Consider the following 13,917-nt stretch of genomic DNA (forward strand, 5'->3'; position numbering starts at 1 on the left):
GGCTTCAGAGGGCTTTGGCCCGGTCGCGCAGTACGTACTTCTGGATCTTGCCGGTGGAGGTCTTGGGCAACTCGCCAAACACCACGGTCTTCGGCACCTTGAAACCGGCCAGGTGCTCGCGGCACCAGCCGGTGATGTCGGCTTCGCGGGTGTCCTCCCGGCCTGGCTTCAGGGCAATGAACGCGCACGGGGTTTCTCCCCACTTTTCATCCGGGCGCGCCACCACGGCGGCTTCAAGCACCGCCGGGTGTTTGTACAGGGCGTCCTCGACTTCAATGGTGGAGATGTTCTCGCCACCGGAAATGATGATGTCCTTGAGGCGGTCCTTGATCTCGACATAGCCGTCGGCATGCCACACGGCCAGGTCACCGGTGTGGAACCAGCCACCACGGAACGCTTCGGCGGTGGCTTCGGGGTTTTTCAGGTAACCCTTCATCACGGTGTTGCCGCGCATGAAGATCTCGCCAAGCGTATTGCCATCGCGTGCCACCGGCTCGAGTGTCTGCGGGTCGGCCACCATCAACCCGTCCAGGGTCGGGTAGCGCACGCCCTGACGTGACTTGATCCGCGCACGCTCTTCCAGCGCCAGTTCGTTCCACTCATCATGCCAGGCACACACGGTCACCGGGCCGTAGACTTCGGTCAGGCCGTAGGTGTGGGTGACGTGGATGCCCATCTCTTCCACGGCGCCAATGACCTTGGCCGGTGGCGCGGCGCCGGCGACCATGGCCTGTACCGGGTGCTCGATGGCGGCTTTGGCGGCCTCGGGCATGTTGACCAGGGCGTTGAGCACAATCGGGGCGCCGCACAGGTGGGTGACCCGGTGTTCGCGGATCAGGTTCAGGATCTTCTGCGGGTCGACCCGGCGCAGGAACACGTGGGTGCCGGCCAGGGCGGTGATGGTCCAGGGGTAGCACCAGCCGTTGCAGTGGAACATGGGCAAGGTCCACAGGTACACCGGGCGGTGGCCCATGGCCCAGGTCATCTGGTTGCCCAGCGCGTTCAGGTAGGCGCCGCGGTGGTGGTAGACCACGCCCTTGGGGTTGCCGGTGGTGCCGGAGGTGTAGTTGAGCGAAATGGCCTGCCACTCGTCATCCGGCCATTCCCAGGCGAATTGCGGGTCGCCTTCGGCGAGCAGGGCTTCATAGTCCAGCGCGCTGACCGCACGGCCTTCGCCGTACTCCGGGTCATCCACATCCACCACCAGGGGCGGGTGTTCGAGCAACGCCAGGGCGGCTTCGATCACCGCATGGAACTCGCGGTCGGTAATCAGCACCTTGGCTTCACCATGCTGCAGCATGAAGGCGATGGCCTCGGCGTCCAGGCGCACGTTCAGGGTGTTGAGCACGGCGCCGGTCATGGGCACACCGAAGTGCGCTTCGAGCATCGCCGGGGTGTTGGGCAGCATCACCGCCACCGTGTCGCCACGGCCTATGCCACGGCCCGCAAGGGCGCTGGCCAGGCGCCTGCAGCGTTGGTAGGTTTCTTGCCAGTTGCGGCGGATGGCACCGTGGATCACCGCGGGGTAATTGCCGTACACGGCAGCGGTGCGTTCGATGAAACTGAGCGGGGTGAGGGCGACATGGTTGACGGCAGCGGGCATCAGGCCCTGGGCATAGATCGACATGCGGTAATCCTGTAAGGGAGGCAGGCGCTGCTTGTGCGCTTGGCCCCCCGATGGCTGATTGTTAGCTCTGTTCAGGGTGCAGGGAGGCGGACGGTGGGCCGCTCCTTCTGTCGCAGTTTTACGCGAGTCGCTATGGTAATAGGAATATCGACTATAGCAATATAGTAAAACTACTATAACAACGAACCGCCTACCATGGACCAGACTGCTTACCCCTTGCTTGCCAAGGACCCACAACCCAGCCTTTTGCTGGCAGCCGACGCCAAGCCACTGGCACTCAATGCGGCGCTGCAAGCATGGGTTGACGAAGGCCCGGCGCTGGCCAGTTGGCTGCCGGCCAACTGTGCCGCCCTGGTGCGTGCGTGCCTGCGCCAGCATCGGGCGATTGCCGACGTCGAGGTGCAAGTGGGGGCGCGCACCGTGCTGTGGTCATTCATTCCGGATGACCAGGGCCAGCAGGTGCTCGGGCGCTGTCGCGACGCCAGCGAAGAGCGCCAAGGCGCACGGGAAGCCAGCCGCGCCCGGCGCTTGTACCGGCTGATCATTGAAAACACCACCGACCTGATCTCCCGGCACAGCCCGGATGGCCGTTTTCTGGATGCCTCGCCGGCAGCGTTTCGCCTGCTCGGCCTGTGGCCCGAGCAATTGCGTGGCATCGCCGTGCATACCCTGTTGCACCCGCGTGAGCGCCGCCAGGTGCTGCGCCAGGCGGCCGCTGCCCTGGACCAGGATGGCTATCACACCATGACCTGCCGGGTGCGCCAGGCCTCTGGCGGCTATCGCTGGTTTGAAATTGCCAGCCGGGCCATCCGCGAAACCTACACCGGCTCGGTGGTGGAGGTGGTCAGTGTGTCCCGCGACATCACCTTGCGCATTGAAGCCCAGGAAAGCCTGGCGCACAGTGCACGGTTGGCCACCCTCGGCGAGCTGGCTTCAGGCATTGCCCACGAGATCAATCAGCCACTGGCTGCGGTGGTCAACTATGCCAACGCCAGTCAACGTTACCTGCAAGGCCTGGAGCGTGATCCACAGGCCCGCGAGCGGGTAGGGCAGGGCCTGCAGCGCATCCGCGAGCAGGCCACCCATGCCGCCGAAGTGATTCGCCGCCTGCGCGCCTTCCTGCGCAAAGGACCACGGCGGCTGCAGGCGGTGGACGTGGCAGAAGTGGCTGGGGAAGCCATGCGGCTGTGTGCGTGGGAAGCCGCGCGTGACCAGGTGCTGGTGGAACTGCGCATGAGCGCGCAAATGCCCTCGGTGTATGCCGACCAGGTGTTGCTGGAGCAAGTGCTGCTCAACCTGTTGCGCAATGCCATCGATGCCAACCGCGAACTGCACGGCGAACAGCCGTCACGTATCCTGCTCGGCGCAGTGCGCGACGGCGACGGTGTGCTGGTCGAAGTGTCGGACCAGGGCGCAGGTGTGGCGCCCGAGCGCCTGGATGACATCTTCACGCCGTTCACTACCAGCAAGGCTGACGGTTTGGGCCTGGGTTTGAGCATGAGCCGCAGCCTGATCGAAGGCTTTGGCGGCAGCCTGTGGGCGCGGGCGGGTGACAATGGTGGTCTGGTACTGTGCTGTCGGCTGGCAGTCAGCAGGGGATAAGGGGAGGCGTGGTGCAAGCGAAAGTGTATGTGGTCGATGACGACCAGGGAATGCGCGACTCGACCGTCTGGCTGTTGCAGTCGGTGGGCCTGCAAGCCCTGCCGTTCGCCAGTGGGCAAGCGTTTCTCGATGCCTGTGTCGACGATGGGCCCGCCTGTGTGCTGCTGGATGTGCGTATGCCGGGGCTGGGCGGGTTGGCGGTGCAGCAGGCGATGCGCGAGCGCGGCCTGGCGCTGCCGGTGATCTTCGTCAGCGGCCATGCCGATGTGCCGATTGTGGTGCGGGCATTCAAGGCCGGCGCCTGTGATTTCATCGAAAAGCCCTATAACGACCAGCTGCTGCTCGACAGCGTGCAAGCTGCGCTGGAGCACGCCGGGCGGGCGCGGCAGGGCGACCAGGCGCTGGCCATGGTGCAGGCGCGGATCGACGGCCTGACGCCACGTGAGCGTGACGTGTTCGTGCCGTTGGCCCAGGGCTTGAGCAACCGTGAAATTGCCGAGCGGCTGGGGGTTAGCGTGAAGACCGTGGACCTGTACCGCGGGCGGGTGATGAAGCGCTTGCAGGCGGCCAGCCTGGCGGAGCTGGTTGGCATGGCGGTTGCCTGCGGGGCCGTGGAGGCGCTGGGCCTGCGGGCGCGTTAAGCACTTGTGGGAGCGGCCTTGTGCCGCGATGGGGCGCGAAGCGGCCCCCAGTTTTGTGCCAGGGCAGAGATTTTTGGGGCCGCTTTGCGGCCCATCGCGGCACAAGGCCGCTCCTACAGGGGGCAGTGTGACAGCCCGAAAATATGAAATTTTACATAGCTGGCTAATCAAAGCTTTGACATTCACTGCCTAGGCAGTAATATTTCTACACAATTGTCAGAGCAGCCTCGATGGCCCATTTCTCCCCCGAAAATTTCCAGACCTGCGCCATCGGCATGCTGCTGGGCCGCGCGGCAATCCTGAAGGACCGCATTCTCGACTGGCACCTCGAGTCAGAGGGCGTCACTGCCGCGCAGTTCAAGGTGCTGATCATCGTCACCCAGTACCAGGTGGATACCCCGGCCGAGCTGTGCCGCTACCTGGGCCTGGACAGCGGTTCGATGACCCGCATGCTCGACCGGCTCGAGCAGAAGGAGCTGATTGTGCGCAACCGCTGCGCCGAGGACCGCCGGCTGGTGCGCCTGGCGCTCACCACTGATGGCCAGCGCCTGGCGGACCGCTTGCCAGAAATCGGCGCTGCCGCCATGAACGAATTGTGCGGCGCGCTGGCCCCAGAAGAGCTGAAGAACCTGGAAGGCTTGCTGGCCAAGGTCCTGCTCGCTGCTGGCGACCCGTTGACGATCCGCCGTTTCGGCGAACGTTGAACCCTGTAACGAATTCTCCAAGGTACTGTCATGGCCACTCCCGCAGACACCCCGACTTCCCCCGCAGCGCCCGAGCAGTCGCGCAAGCGCAAGGCCTGGCTGCTGGGCCTGCTGCTCTTGCTGATGCTTGCCGGTGCCGGCACCTGGGCTTGGTACAGCCTGGTCGGGCGCTGGCACGAAAGCACCGACGATGCCTACGTCAACGGCAACGTGGTGGAGATCACCCCGCTGGTCACCGGCACCGTCACCAGCATTGGTGCCGATGACGGCGACCTGGTTCATGCCGGCCAGGTATTGCTGCAATTCGACCCCGCCGACAGCGAGGTGGCCCTGCAGTCTGCCGAAGCCAAGTTGGCACGCAGCGTGCGCCAGGTGCGCGGGCTGTACAGCAATGTCGACTCGCTCAAGGCCCAGCTGGAAACCCGCCAGGCCGAACTGCGCAAAGCCCAGCAGGACTTCAACCGGCGCAAGGTGCTGGCCGACAGCGGTGCAATTGCTGCGGAAGAACTGTCCCATGCTCGCGATGACCTGAGTGTGGCCCTGGCCGCTGTAAACAGCGCACGTCAGCAGCTCAGCACCAGCAGCGCGCTGGTCGACGACACGGTGGTGTCCTCGCACCCGGAGGTCATGGCAGCCGCCGCCGATCTGCGCCAGGCCTACCTCGACCACGCCCGTACCACCTTGGTAGCACCGGTCACTGGCTACGTCGCCAAACGTACCGTGCAGCTGGGCCAGCGCCTGCAGCCTGGCACTGCGACCATGGCGGTAATCCCGCTGGACCAGGTGTGGATCGACGCCAATTTCAAGGAAACCCAGCTGCGTGAGATGCGTATTGGCCAGCCGGTGCAGATCACCGCCGACCTGTACGGCAGCGAGGTCAAGTACAGCGGCACGGTCGATAGCCTTGGCGCCGGTACCGGCAGTGCCTTCGCGCTGCTGCCGGCACAGAACGCCACTGGCAACTGGATCAAGATCGTCCAGCGCGTGCCCGTGCGTATTCACCTGAGCCCCGATCAGCTCAAGGACCACCCACTGCGTATTGGCCTGTCCACCGTGGTGGAAGTCGACTTGCATGACCAGAGCGGGCCGGCCCTGGCCCAGCAGCCCCCACAGCAGGCCAGCTACACCACCCAGGTGTATGACCGTCAGCTGGTCGAGGCTGACAACCTGATCGCCCGGTTGATCCACGAAAACAGCGCACCCGGCAAGACGGCCCAGCGATGAGCAACAACGCCGCTGCCCAGTTCACGCCGCCCAGCCTGCTGTTGACCACCATCGGGTTGTCGCTGGCGACGTTCATGCAGGTGCTCGACACCACCATTGCCAACGTGGCGCTGCCGACCATATCCGGCAACCTGGGGGTGAGTTACGAGCAGGGCACCTGGGTGATTACCTCGTTCGCGGTGAGCAACGCCATCGCCTTGCCATTGACGGGCTGGCTCAGCCGACGGTTTGGCGAGGTGAAACTGTTCATCTGGGCCACGCTGTTGTTCGTGCTGGCCTCGTTCCTGTGCGGTATCGCCCAGTCGATGCCGGAGCTGGTCGGTTTCCGGATATTGCAGGGCGTGGTCGCCGGGCCGCTGTACCCGATGACCCAGACCTTGCTGATTGCCGTCTACCCCCCTGCAAAACGGGGCATGGCCCTGGCACTGCTGGCGATGGTCACGGTGGTGGCGCCGATTGCCGGGCCGATCCTGGGGGGCTGGATCACCGACAGTTACAGCTGGCCGTGGATCTTTTTCATCAACGTGCCCATCGGCCTGTTCGCCGCCGCCGTCGTGCGCCAGCAGATGCGCACCCGGCCGGTGGTCACCAGCCGCCAGCCGATGGACTACATCGGCTTGCTGACGCTGATTATCGGTGTCGGGGCTTTGCAGGTGGTACTCGACAAAGGCAACGACCTGGACTGGTTCGAATCGTCGTTCATCATTATCGGCAGCTTGATTTCGGTGGTGTTCCTCGCAGTCTTCGTGATTTGGGAACTGACCGACCGCCACCCGGTAGTCAACCTGCGCCTGTTCGTGCACCGCAACTTCCGCGTCGGCACCATCGTGCTGGTCGGGGGCTATGCAGGGTTCTTCGGTATCAACCTGATCCTGCCGCAATGGTTGCAGACGCAAATGGGTTATACCGCGACGTGGGCGGGCCTGGCGGTGGCACCGATCGGCTTGCTGCCGGTGATCATGTCGCCGTTCGTGGGCAAATATGCGCACCGCTTCGACCTGCGTGTACTGGCTGGGCTGGCGTTCCTGGCGATCGGCACCAGTTGCTACATGCGTGCCGGCTTCACCAGCGAGGTGGACTTCCAGCATGTGGCCTTGGTGCAGCTGTTCATGGGCATTGGTGTGGCGTTGTTCTTCATGCCGACCTTGAGCATTCTGCTGTCCGACCTGCCGCCGCACCAGATTGCCGACGGTTCGGGGCTGGCGACCTTCCTGCGGACCTTGGGCGGGAGCTTTGCCGCGTCGTTGACGACCTGGATCTGGATTCGCCGGGCGGACCAGCATCATGCTTATCTGAGCGAGAACATCAGCCAGTTCGACCCGGCGACGCGGCATACGCTTGAGCAGTTGGGTGGGGCCAGCCCGCAGAGTTATGCGCAGCTGGAGCAGATACTGAATGGGCAGGCTTACATGATGTCGACGGTGGACTACTTCACCTTGATGACCTGGGTGTTTGCCGGGTTGATCCTGCTGGTGTGGTTCGCCAAACCACCCTTCACTGCCAAGGCCGGGCCGGCATCGGCGGGGCATTAAGGCGACGAGGTGAATGGCTCGGGATGTAGGGTGGGGCGGATATCGAGCGCCGCCACGCCCAATCTCTCAAGTCAGGCACTGGGTGGCCCCTCTATTCACATACTGCTCCGTTTCGCCTATTGTCGATCCTCCCTTCCCCAAGCGATTGGCAAAATCATGGAGAACGTCATCGTCATCACCGGCGGCAGCCGCGGTATCGGTGCCGCCACGGCGCTGTTGGCGGCCCGCCAGGGCTACCGCATCTGCATCAACTACCACGCCGACGACCAGGCCGCCGAAACCCTCCTCGGCCAGGTCCGCGCCCTGGGCGCCGAGGCTATCGCCGTGCGGGCCGACGTCAGCGTCGAGGATGAGATCATCCACCTGTTTCAGCGCGTCGACGAAGAGCTCGGCCCGGTCACCGCACTGGTCAACAACGCCGGCACCATCGGCCAGCAGAGCCGCGTCGAGGCCATGTCTGAGTTCCGCCTGCTGAAGATCATGAAAACCAACGTCGTCGGCCCCATGCTCTGCGCCAAGCACGCTTTGCTGCGCATGGCACACCGGCATGGCGGGCAGGGCGGGGCCATTGTCAACGTGTCATCGATGGCTGCGCGCCTGGGCTCGCCCAACGAATATGTCGACTATGCCGCCTCCAAGGGCGCGCTCGACACCTTCACCATCGGCCTGGCTAAAGAAGTGGCAGGCGAGGGCGTGCGGGTCAATGGCGTACGCCCAGGTTACATCCACACAGGGTTCCATGCCTTGTCCGGCGACCCCGACCGGGTCAGCAAGCTTGAGCCGGGTTTGCCCATGGGGCGCGGCGGACGCCCCGAGGAAGTGGCCGAAGCCATCCTCTGGCTGCTCTCGGACAAAGCCTCCTACTCCACCGGCAGTTTCATCGACCTGAGCGGCGGGCGCTGAACGCGCCCGTCAATCCTCCAGCAGCTCGCGTACCCGCTCGGCGAGTACTTCGAGCTCGAACGGCTTGGTCAGCACCAACGTACCGTGCAACAGCTGGCCGTCGCTGAGCGCGGCGCTCTCATCGTAGCCGGTGATGAACAGCACCTTGAGGTCTGGGTAGCGCTCACGGCAGCGTTCGGCCACCTGGCGGCCATTCAGGCCACCCGGCAGTCCGATATCGCTCAGCAGCAGGTCTGGCCGTTCGCCGCTTTGCAGGTGGGCGAGGGCGGTCGGACCATTCTCGAAGGCGTCCACCAGATAGCCCAGCTCTTCCAGCACTTCGCCGACCACCAAGCGCAAGGCGGTCTGGTCTTCAATCAACAGAATGCGCCGTGCAGCCGCGCTGCTTGCTTGCAAAGGCGGGTGCTGCAGTTTTTCGGCTGGCGCCTGGGGCTGCTCGGGGTGTCGGGGTAGCAGCAGCTCGATGCGGGTGCCCTCGCCAAGCACCGACAGCACGCGTAATTGCCCACCCGACTGACGCACGAAGCCGTAGGTCATGGACAGACCCAGGCCGCTGCCCTGGCCCATCGGCTTGGTGGTGAAGAACGGGTCGACTGCGCGCTCCGCCACTTCAGCCGACATGCCTTTACCGTTGTCGACGATGCTCAGCCGCACATACTCGCCGGCTGGCAGTTGCAAAGCCAGGGCCTGCTCGTCGTCAAGTAGCAGGTTGTCGCCAATGATGTCGATCACCCCACCTGCGGGCATGGCATCGCGAGCGTTGATGCAGATGTTGAGCAGGGCGCTTTCCAGTTGGGGCGGATCAATGAAGGTAGGCCACAGCGGGCTGGCGAAGCGGCTGCTCAGGGTAATGGCCGGGCCGATGGTGCGGCGCAGAAGCTCTTCCATACCGGCCACCAACGTGGTCACCTGCGTGGAGCAGGGTTGCAGGGTCTGCTGGCGAGAGAATGCCAGCAGCCGGTGCACCAGTGAAGAGGCCCGCTGCGCCGAGCCGCTGGACAGCTTCAGCAAGGGCTCCAGGGCGTCGAAGCGTGACTGGTCCAGGCGTTGGCGCATCAGCTCCTGGGCGCCAAGGATGCTGCCCAGCAAATTGTTGAAGTCATGGGCGATGCCGCCACTGAGCTGGCCTACGGCTTCCATCTTCTGTGCCTGGCGCAGTGCTTCTTCGGCCTTGGCCAGGCGTTCCTGCTCTTGTACCCGGTCACTGATGTCATAAGCGAACAGAAACGCGCCTAGAATCTCGCCTTTTTGGTCGTGCAACGCGTTGAAGCGCAATTCGTAGTGGCGCAGCATGGGGGGCTTGCCGAAGATGCCAATCTCGATGAACTGCTCGCCTGCCAGGGCGCGCTGCCACATTGGCAGGATAGGCGTCTGGCCAGCGCTTCCATCTTCGAACAACCCGGGCAGGTAGTCGCCGATTTCCGGTGTTCTCCCGTACAGCAGGTGGAAGTCATGCCTGGCCTGGCGGTTGACAGCCAGCCAGCGCAGATTCTTGTCTATCACATGCACATTGACCACGCTGTGATCGACCAATTCGGCAAACAAGCGTCGTTCGGCCAGTGCGGCATTCACCCGCTGTTCCAGCTGTTCGTTAAGGCGCTGCAGGGCCTGCTCTGCACGCCGGCGTTCGGTGACATCCTTGAACAACACCGCTACCTGGCGTTTCTCAGCAGGCTCTACGCGGAAAGTAGTCACTGACAGCACATGGCCGGTGGCGACCAGTTCCTGCTCGAAGTGCAGCGGTTCGCCCGTGCGAAGTACAGCGCCATAGCGGGCCACCCAGTCATCGGCCTCATCGGGCACCATCTCGCGCAGTTTCTGCCCGACCACGTCGGGGATGCCGGCGTGCTTGGCGTAGGCCGCGTTGGCCATGACGTGTATATAGTCACTCAGAGGCCCATGCGGGCCATCGAAGAATTCGATGATGCAGAACCCCTCGTCCATCGTGTCGAACAGAAAGCGGTAGACGCTGTGGTCTTGATCCTGCTGTTGCCGAAGCTGTGCTTCCAGCTGCGCGTTATGCTGACGCAAGGCCTCGATTTCCCGGCGCAGGCCGGACAGGTCGCGGTGGTGCATGGCGACATTCCAGAAAAGTATCAGACAGACTGTACTGTGGCTGGCCCTTGAACGTACAGCTGTTCATCGCGGCGGATGCAGGTTTGCCAGCAGGTTTTCGATTTGCTCGCTGAGCAGCGCCAGGCTGAATGGCTTGCACAGCACGCTAGAGTGCTTTGATGGTTTGACATCTGCCTGGTCTTCGCTGTAGCCGGTGATGTAGAGCACTGGCACCTCCTCGGGAAGCGCTGCGGCCAATTGCCGGCCGTCGATGTCGCCTGGCAGCTCGATATCGGTCACCAGCAGGTCAGGCCGCAAGCCCTCTTGGCAGGCAGCCAGTGCGCTGCGTCCATCGACGAACGTGCGCACATCGTGCCCGAGTTCTTGCAGCACTTCTTCGATCACCAGGCGCAGGTTTACCTGGTCCTCCATGAGCATGATCAGGCGAGGTGTGCATTCCGTTTTGGCAGGCGTGGGTTGATGGGGCTCAGGCGGAGTTACTATTGCCGCGCTTTTCCTGGGGAGATAAAGGTCAATACGCGTGCCATGCCCAGGCGCACTATTGATCTGCAACTGCCCGCCGGACTGGCGGATGAAGCCGTAGACGATCGACAACCCAAGGCCTGAGCCCTGACCCAATGGTTTGGTAGTGAAGAATGGCTCCAGCGCGCGTTGAGCCGTGTCGTCGGTCATGCCAATGCCATTATCGCTGATACGAATCTGCAAGTAGTCACCCGCAGGGAGGTCCAGTACCCGGGCCTGTGCCTGATTCAATGGGGTGTTCGCGCAACAGATAGCTAATTCGCCACCCAGCGGCATGGCATCGCGGGCGTTGATGCACAGGTTGAGCAAAGCACTTTCCAGTTGCGGAGGGTCGATCGCTATCAGCCATTGGCCGGCCAGTGTCTGGTCAACGAAGTGGATGTCTTCATGCAGCGAGCGCTTGATCAGATCGTGCATACCGGCCACCAGTTGATGCACATCTGTAGTTTGCGGAATCAGGATTTGCTGGCGTGCGAATGCCAGCAGGCGTTGAACCATAGAGGCAGCACGCTTGGAGTCCTGTCGGGCGATGGCAAGTAGCCGTGTAGCTTCCGGGTAGCGCTGTTGTGCCTGGCGTTCGGTGGCCACTTCCAGGGCGGCGAGGATGCTACCCAGCAGATTGTTGAAATCATGCGCTATCCCCCCGGTCAGCTGGCCGATGGCTTCCATCTTCTGGGATTGGCGCAAAGCGTTTTCGATCTCTCGCAGCCGCTCGTGCTCTGCGACGCGTTCTGTGATGTCGTATGCAAACAGGTACCCCCCCTGGATTTGCTGCTGAGCATCACGCAAGGGGTTGTAGCGGATTTCGTAGTGGCGCAATGCTTGTGAGTTCCCAAGGGCGATTGTCTGGACGAATGCCTCGCCCGCCAGTACGCGTGGCCATAAGGGGTCAAGCTGACGCTTGATGTCCTGCTGGCCTGACAGGAATTGCGGAATGTAGTCGCCGACCTTGGGTACGAAACCGCGCAGGCGCTTGAACGTTTCCTGTGCGGTGCGGTTGATCGCCAGCAGCCTGAAGCTGCGGTCCGCAGCAAACACATTGGCCAGGCTGTGGTCGACCAGCTCGCCAAGCAGCTTGCTGTTGGCTTGCTCCTTGTCGACCCTGTTCCACAGTTCCTGGTTAAGTGCTTGCAGGTTATCGAGGGTTACCTGTTCGGCCGGCACCCCGGTAAAGACTACCGCTACTCGTTTCTGGCTGGCGGGCTCCAGGGGATACACCGACAGCTTTAGCCAGCGGTCGGTCACCGCCAGCCGCGCTTCGAACTGCAGGGGCTGCCCTGAGCGCGCCACTTCGGCAAACCGCGGAAGCCAGGTTCCAATTTCGTCCGGGATCGTTTCACGTGCCGTCTGGCCCAACTGCTTGGGGTGGGCGGTGTGCTGCATAGAGGCGTCGTTGGCAAGGATGTAACGGTAGTCGTACAGCTCTCCGTCACTGTTCTCGAGCATTTCGAGCACGCAGAAACCTTGATGCATGTGGCCAGTCATGACCTCATAACAGGCCGCCTTGAGGCGCAGCTCGGCATTCTGCGTCTCCAGTTCGAGTAGTTTTTCTTGTAGTTGCTCTATGCAAGCTGGGGTGTTGTCTTGGGGCATGCTGGCTATCCTGCCTGCGAGTCCGACAACTATAGCTGGCCTTCGACAGCTTTCCTTCAGAACGAGCGAATGATCCGCCCGAGCGTTTCCATGGCCCGTTCGGCACCGTCATGCCAGGGGCTGCCATAGTTAAGACGGATGCAGTTGCCGAAGCGGCGGGTGGGCGAAAAGATCGGCCCCGGGGCGATGCTGATGCCTTGTGCCAGGGCCATGTGGAACAGCTTGAGGGCGTCCATCTGCTCGGGCAGTTCCAGCCACAGGAAGTAGCCTCCTGAGGGCTGGCTGACCCGCGTCTGCGCCGGGAAGTGGCGGGAGATGGCCGCCAGCATGTTGGCCTGCTGGCCTTCCAGGGCGTAGCGCAGTTTGCGCAGGTGGCGGTCGTAGCCGCCGTGCTGCAGGTAGTCGGCTATCGCTGCCTGGGCCGGCATCGAGGCGCACAGCGAGGTCATCAGTTTCAGCCGTTCGATCTTCTGCGCGAAGCGACCGGCCGCCACCCAGCCGATGCGGTAACCGGGGGCCAGGCTTTTGGCGAACGAGCCGCAATGCATCACCAGGCCCTGGGTGTCGAAGGCCTTGGCCGGCTTGGGCGCCTGCTGCGAGTAGTACAGCTCGGCGTAGACGTCGTCTTCGATCAACGGCACCTGGTGCCGCGCCAGCAGTTCCACCAGCGCCTGCTTTTTCGCCTCCGGCATGCTCGCGCCTACCGGGTTCTGGAAGTTGGTCATGCACCAGACGGCTTTTACCGGGTGCTTTTCCAGCGTCTGCGCCAGTGCCCCCAGGTCCATGCCTTCGCGCGGGTGCACGGGGATTTCCACAGCCTTGAGTTTGAGCCGCTCCAGCACTTGCAGGCAGGCATAGAAGGCGGGGGCCTCGATGGCTACCAGGTCGCCCGGCTGGGTAACGGCCTGCAGGCACAGGTTCAAGGCTTCCAGTGCACCGTTGGTGATCAGCAGCTCTTCCATTGGCAGCATCAGCCCACCGACCATGTAGCGCAGGGCAATTTGCCGGCGCAGCTGCGGGTTACCGGGCGACAGGTCGGTCACCACCATGCGCGGGTCCATGCTGCGGCTGGCGCTGGCCAGTGAGCGCGACAGGCGCTGCAGCGGGAACAGTTCGGGGCTGGGGAAGGCTGAGCCGAACGGTATGGTGTTGGGGTCCTTGATCGAGTCGAGTATCGAGAACACCAGTGCGCTGACGTCAACGTCAGTGGACTCGCTGACCGGCTGCAACGCTTGCGGCTCGCTGAACTGGCGCGGTGCGTGGGCGTTGACGAAATAGCCTGAGCGCGGCCGGGCACGGATCAGCCCGCGCCGCTCCAGCAGGTAATAAGCCTGGAACACCGTGGACGGGCTGACCCCGTGGGTCTGGCTGGCGTAGCGTACCGAAGGCACGCGTTGGCCCGGGCCCAGTACCCCGGAGCGGATCAGTTCGGCAATGTCGTCGGCAAAGCGTTCGTAGCGTTTCATTCTGGCCTTCTGTCGAAGCCTGGCAGG

10 protein-coding genes are annotated in these 13,917 nt (G+C 63.3%); 6 read left to right on the plus strand and 4 right to left on the minus strand.

Translation table 11 applies throughout. The features are described 5' to 3' along the window. Nucleotides 1-4 precede the first annotated feature (4 nt). Nucleotides 5-1,627 (minus strand): acyl-CoA synthetase, encoded by a 1,623-nt coding sequence (locus CKW35_RS04100; RefSeq protein ID WP_060518243.1) that lies wholly within the window; start codon nt 1,625-1,627, stop codon nt 5-7. A gap of 195 nt (nt 1,628-1,822) precedes the next feature. Here CKW35_RS04100 and CKW35_RS04105 point away from each other — a divergent pair, with 195 nt between their 5' ends. From CKW35_RS04105 to CKW35_RS04130, 6 genes are all read left to right on the plus strand, one after another. Beyond that, nucleotides 1,823-3,229, plus strand: coding sequence for a sensor histidine kinase (locus CKW35_RS04105; RefSeq protein ID WP_023046989.1), 1,407 nt, complete (start codon nt 1,823-1,825; stop codon nt 3,227-3,229). 8 nt (nt 3,230-3,237) lie between these two features. Beyond that, a complete protein-coding gene (locus tag CKW35_RS04110; protein ID WP_024717471.1) occupies nt 3,238-3,870 on the plus strand; it encodes a response regulator transcription factor in 633 nt (210 codons plus the stop codon). Nucleotides 3,871-4,100: 230 nt separating this feature from the next. Continuing rightward, nucleotides 4,101-4,574, plus strand: a complete 474-nt coding sequence (locus CKW35_RS04115; RefSeq protein WP_016487415.1) for a MarR family winged helix-turn-helix transcriptional regulator — start codon at nt 4,101-4,103, stop codon at nt 4,572-4,574. Nucleotides 4,575-4,604: 30 nt separating this feature from the next. Further along, nucleotides 4,605-5,798 (plus strand): HlyD family efflux transporter periplasmic adaptor subunit, encoded by a 1,194-nt coding sequence (locus tag CKW35_RS04120; RefSeq protein ID WP_016487414.1) that lies wholly within the window; start codon nt 4,605-4,607, stop codon nt 5,796-5,798. Next, nucleotides 5,795-7,330: a DHA2 family efflux MFS transporter permease subunit gene (locus CKW35_RS04125; RefSeq protein ID WP_016487413.1), complete on the plus strand. Its 1,536-nt coding sequence runs from the start codon at nt 5,795-5,797 to the stop codon at nt 7,328-7,330. Before CKW35_RS04120 ends, CKW35_RS04125 begins: the two co-directional genes overlap by 4 nt. Before the next feature lie 156 nt (nt 7,331-7,486). After that, entirely contained in the window at nt 7,487-8,233 is a 747-nt protein-coding gene (locus CKW35_RS04130; RefSeq protein WP_016487412.1) for an SDR family oxidoreductase, read from the plus strand. 9 nt (nt 8,234-8,242) lie between these two features. Here CKW35_RS04130 and CKW35_RS04135 read toward each other — a convergent pair whose 3' ends face one another. The 3 genes from CKW35_RS04135 to mapR all read right to left on the minus strand — a co-directional run bounded on the left by CKW35_RS04135 (nt 8,243) and on the right by mapR (nt 13,890). Beyond that, complete coding sequence (locus CKW35_RS04135) at nt 8,243-10,309, minus strand: PAS domain-containing sensor histidine kinase (protein ID WP_095115173.1); 2,067 nt, start codon at nt 10,307-10,309, stop codon at nt 8,243-8,245. A gap of 63 nt (nt 10,310-10,372) precedes the next feature. Continuing rightward, on the minus strand, nt 10,373-12,424 hold the full coding sequence (locus CKW35_RS04140; protein ID WP_095115175.1) for a PAS domain-containing sensor histidine kinase: 2,052 nt from the start codon (nt 12,422-12,424) through the stop codon (nt 10,373-10,375). Nucleotides 12,425-12,480: 56 nt separating this feature from the next. Next, nucleotides 12,481-13,890: a GntR family transcriptional regulator MpaR gene (gene mapR / locus CKW35_RS04145; RefSeq protein ID WP_016487409.1), complete on the minus strand. Its 1,410-nt coding sequence runs from the start codon at nt 13,888-13,890 to the stop codon at nt 12,481-12,483. Between the last annotated feature and the right edge of the window lie 27 nt (nt 13,891-13,917).

This window comes from Pseudomonas sp. Irchel 3F3, assembly GCF_900187545.1.
Taxonomy (GTDB): Bacteria; Pseudomonadota; Gammaproteobacteria; order Pseudomonadales; family Pseudomonadaceae; genus Aquipseudomonas; species Aquipseudomonas fortuita.

Bases quoted from the DNA above. Each gene is read 5' to 3' on its own strand.
- CKW35_RS04100 (WP_060518243.1), bottom strand. From the start codon at position 1,627: ATGTCGATCTATGCCCAGGGCCTGATGCCCGCTGCCGTCAACCATGTC.
- CKW35_RS04105 (WP_023046989.1), top strand. From the start codon at position 1,823: ATGGACCAGACTGCTTACCCCTTGCTTGCCAAGGACCCACAACCCAGC.
- CKW35_RS04115 (WP_016487415.1), top strand. From the start codon at position 4,101: ATGGCCCATTTCTCCCCCGAAAATTTCCAGACCTGCGCCATCGGCATG.
- CKW35_RS04120 (WP_016487414.1), top strand. From the start codon at position 4,605: ATGGCCACTCCCGCAGACACCCCGACTTCCCCCGCAGCGCCCGAGCAG.
- CKW35_RS04125 (WP_016487413.1), top strand. From the start codon at position 5,795: ATGAGCAACAACGCCGCTGCCCAGTTCACGCCGCCCAGCCTGCTGTTG.
- CKW35_RS04130 (WP_016487412.1), top strand. From the start codon at position 7,487: ATGGAGAACGTCATCGTCATCACCGGCGGCAGCCGCGGTATCGGTGCC.
- CKW35_RS04135 (WP_095115173.1), bottom strand. From the start codon at position 10,309: ATGCACCACCGCGACCTGTCCGGCCTGCGCCGGGAAATCGAGGCCTTG.
- CKW35_RS04140 (WP_095115175.1), bottom strand. From the start codon at position 12,424: ATGCCCCAAGACAACACCCCAGCTTGCATAGAGCAACTACAAGAAAAA.
- mapR (WP_016487409.1), bottom strand. From the start codon at position 13,890: ATGAAACGCTACGAACGCTTTGCCGACGACATTGCCGAACTGATCCGC.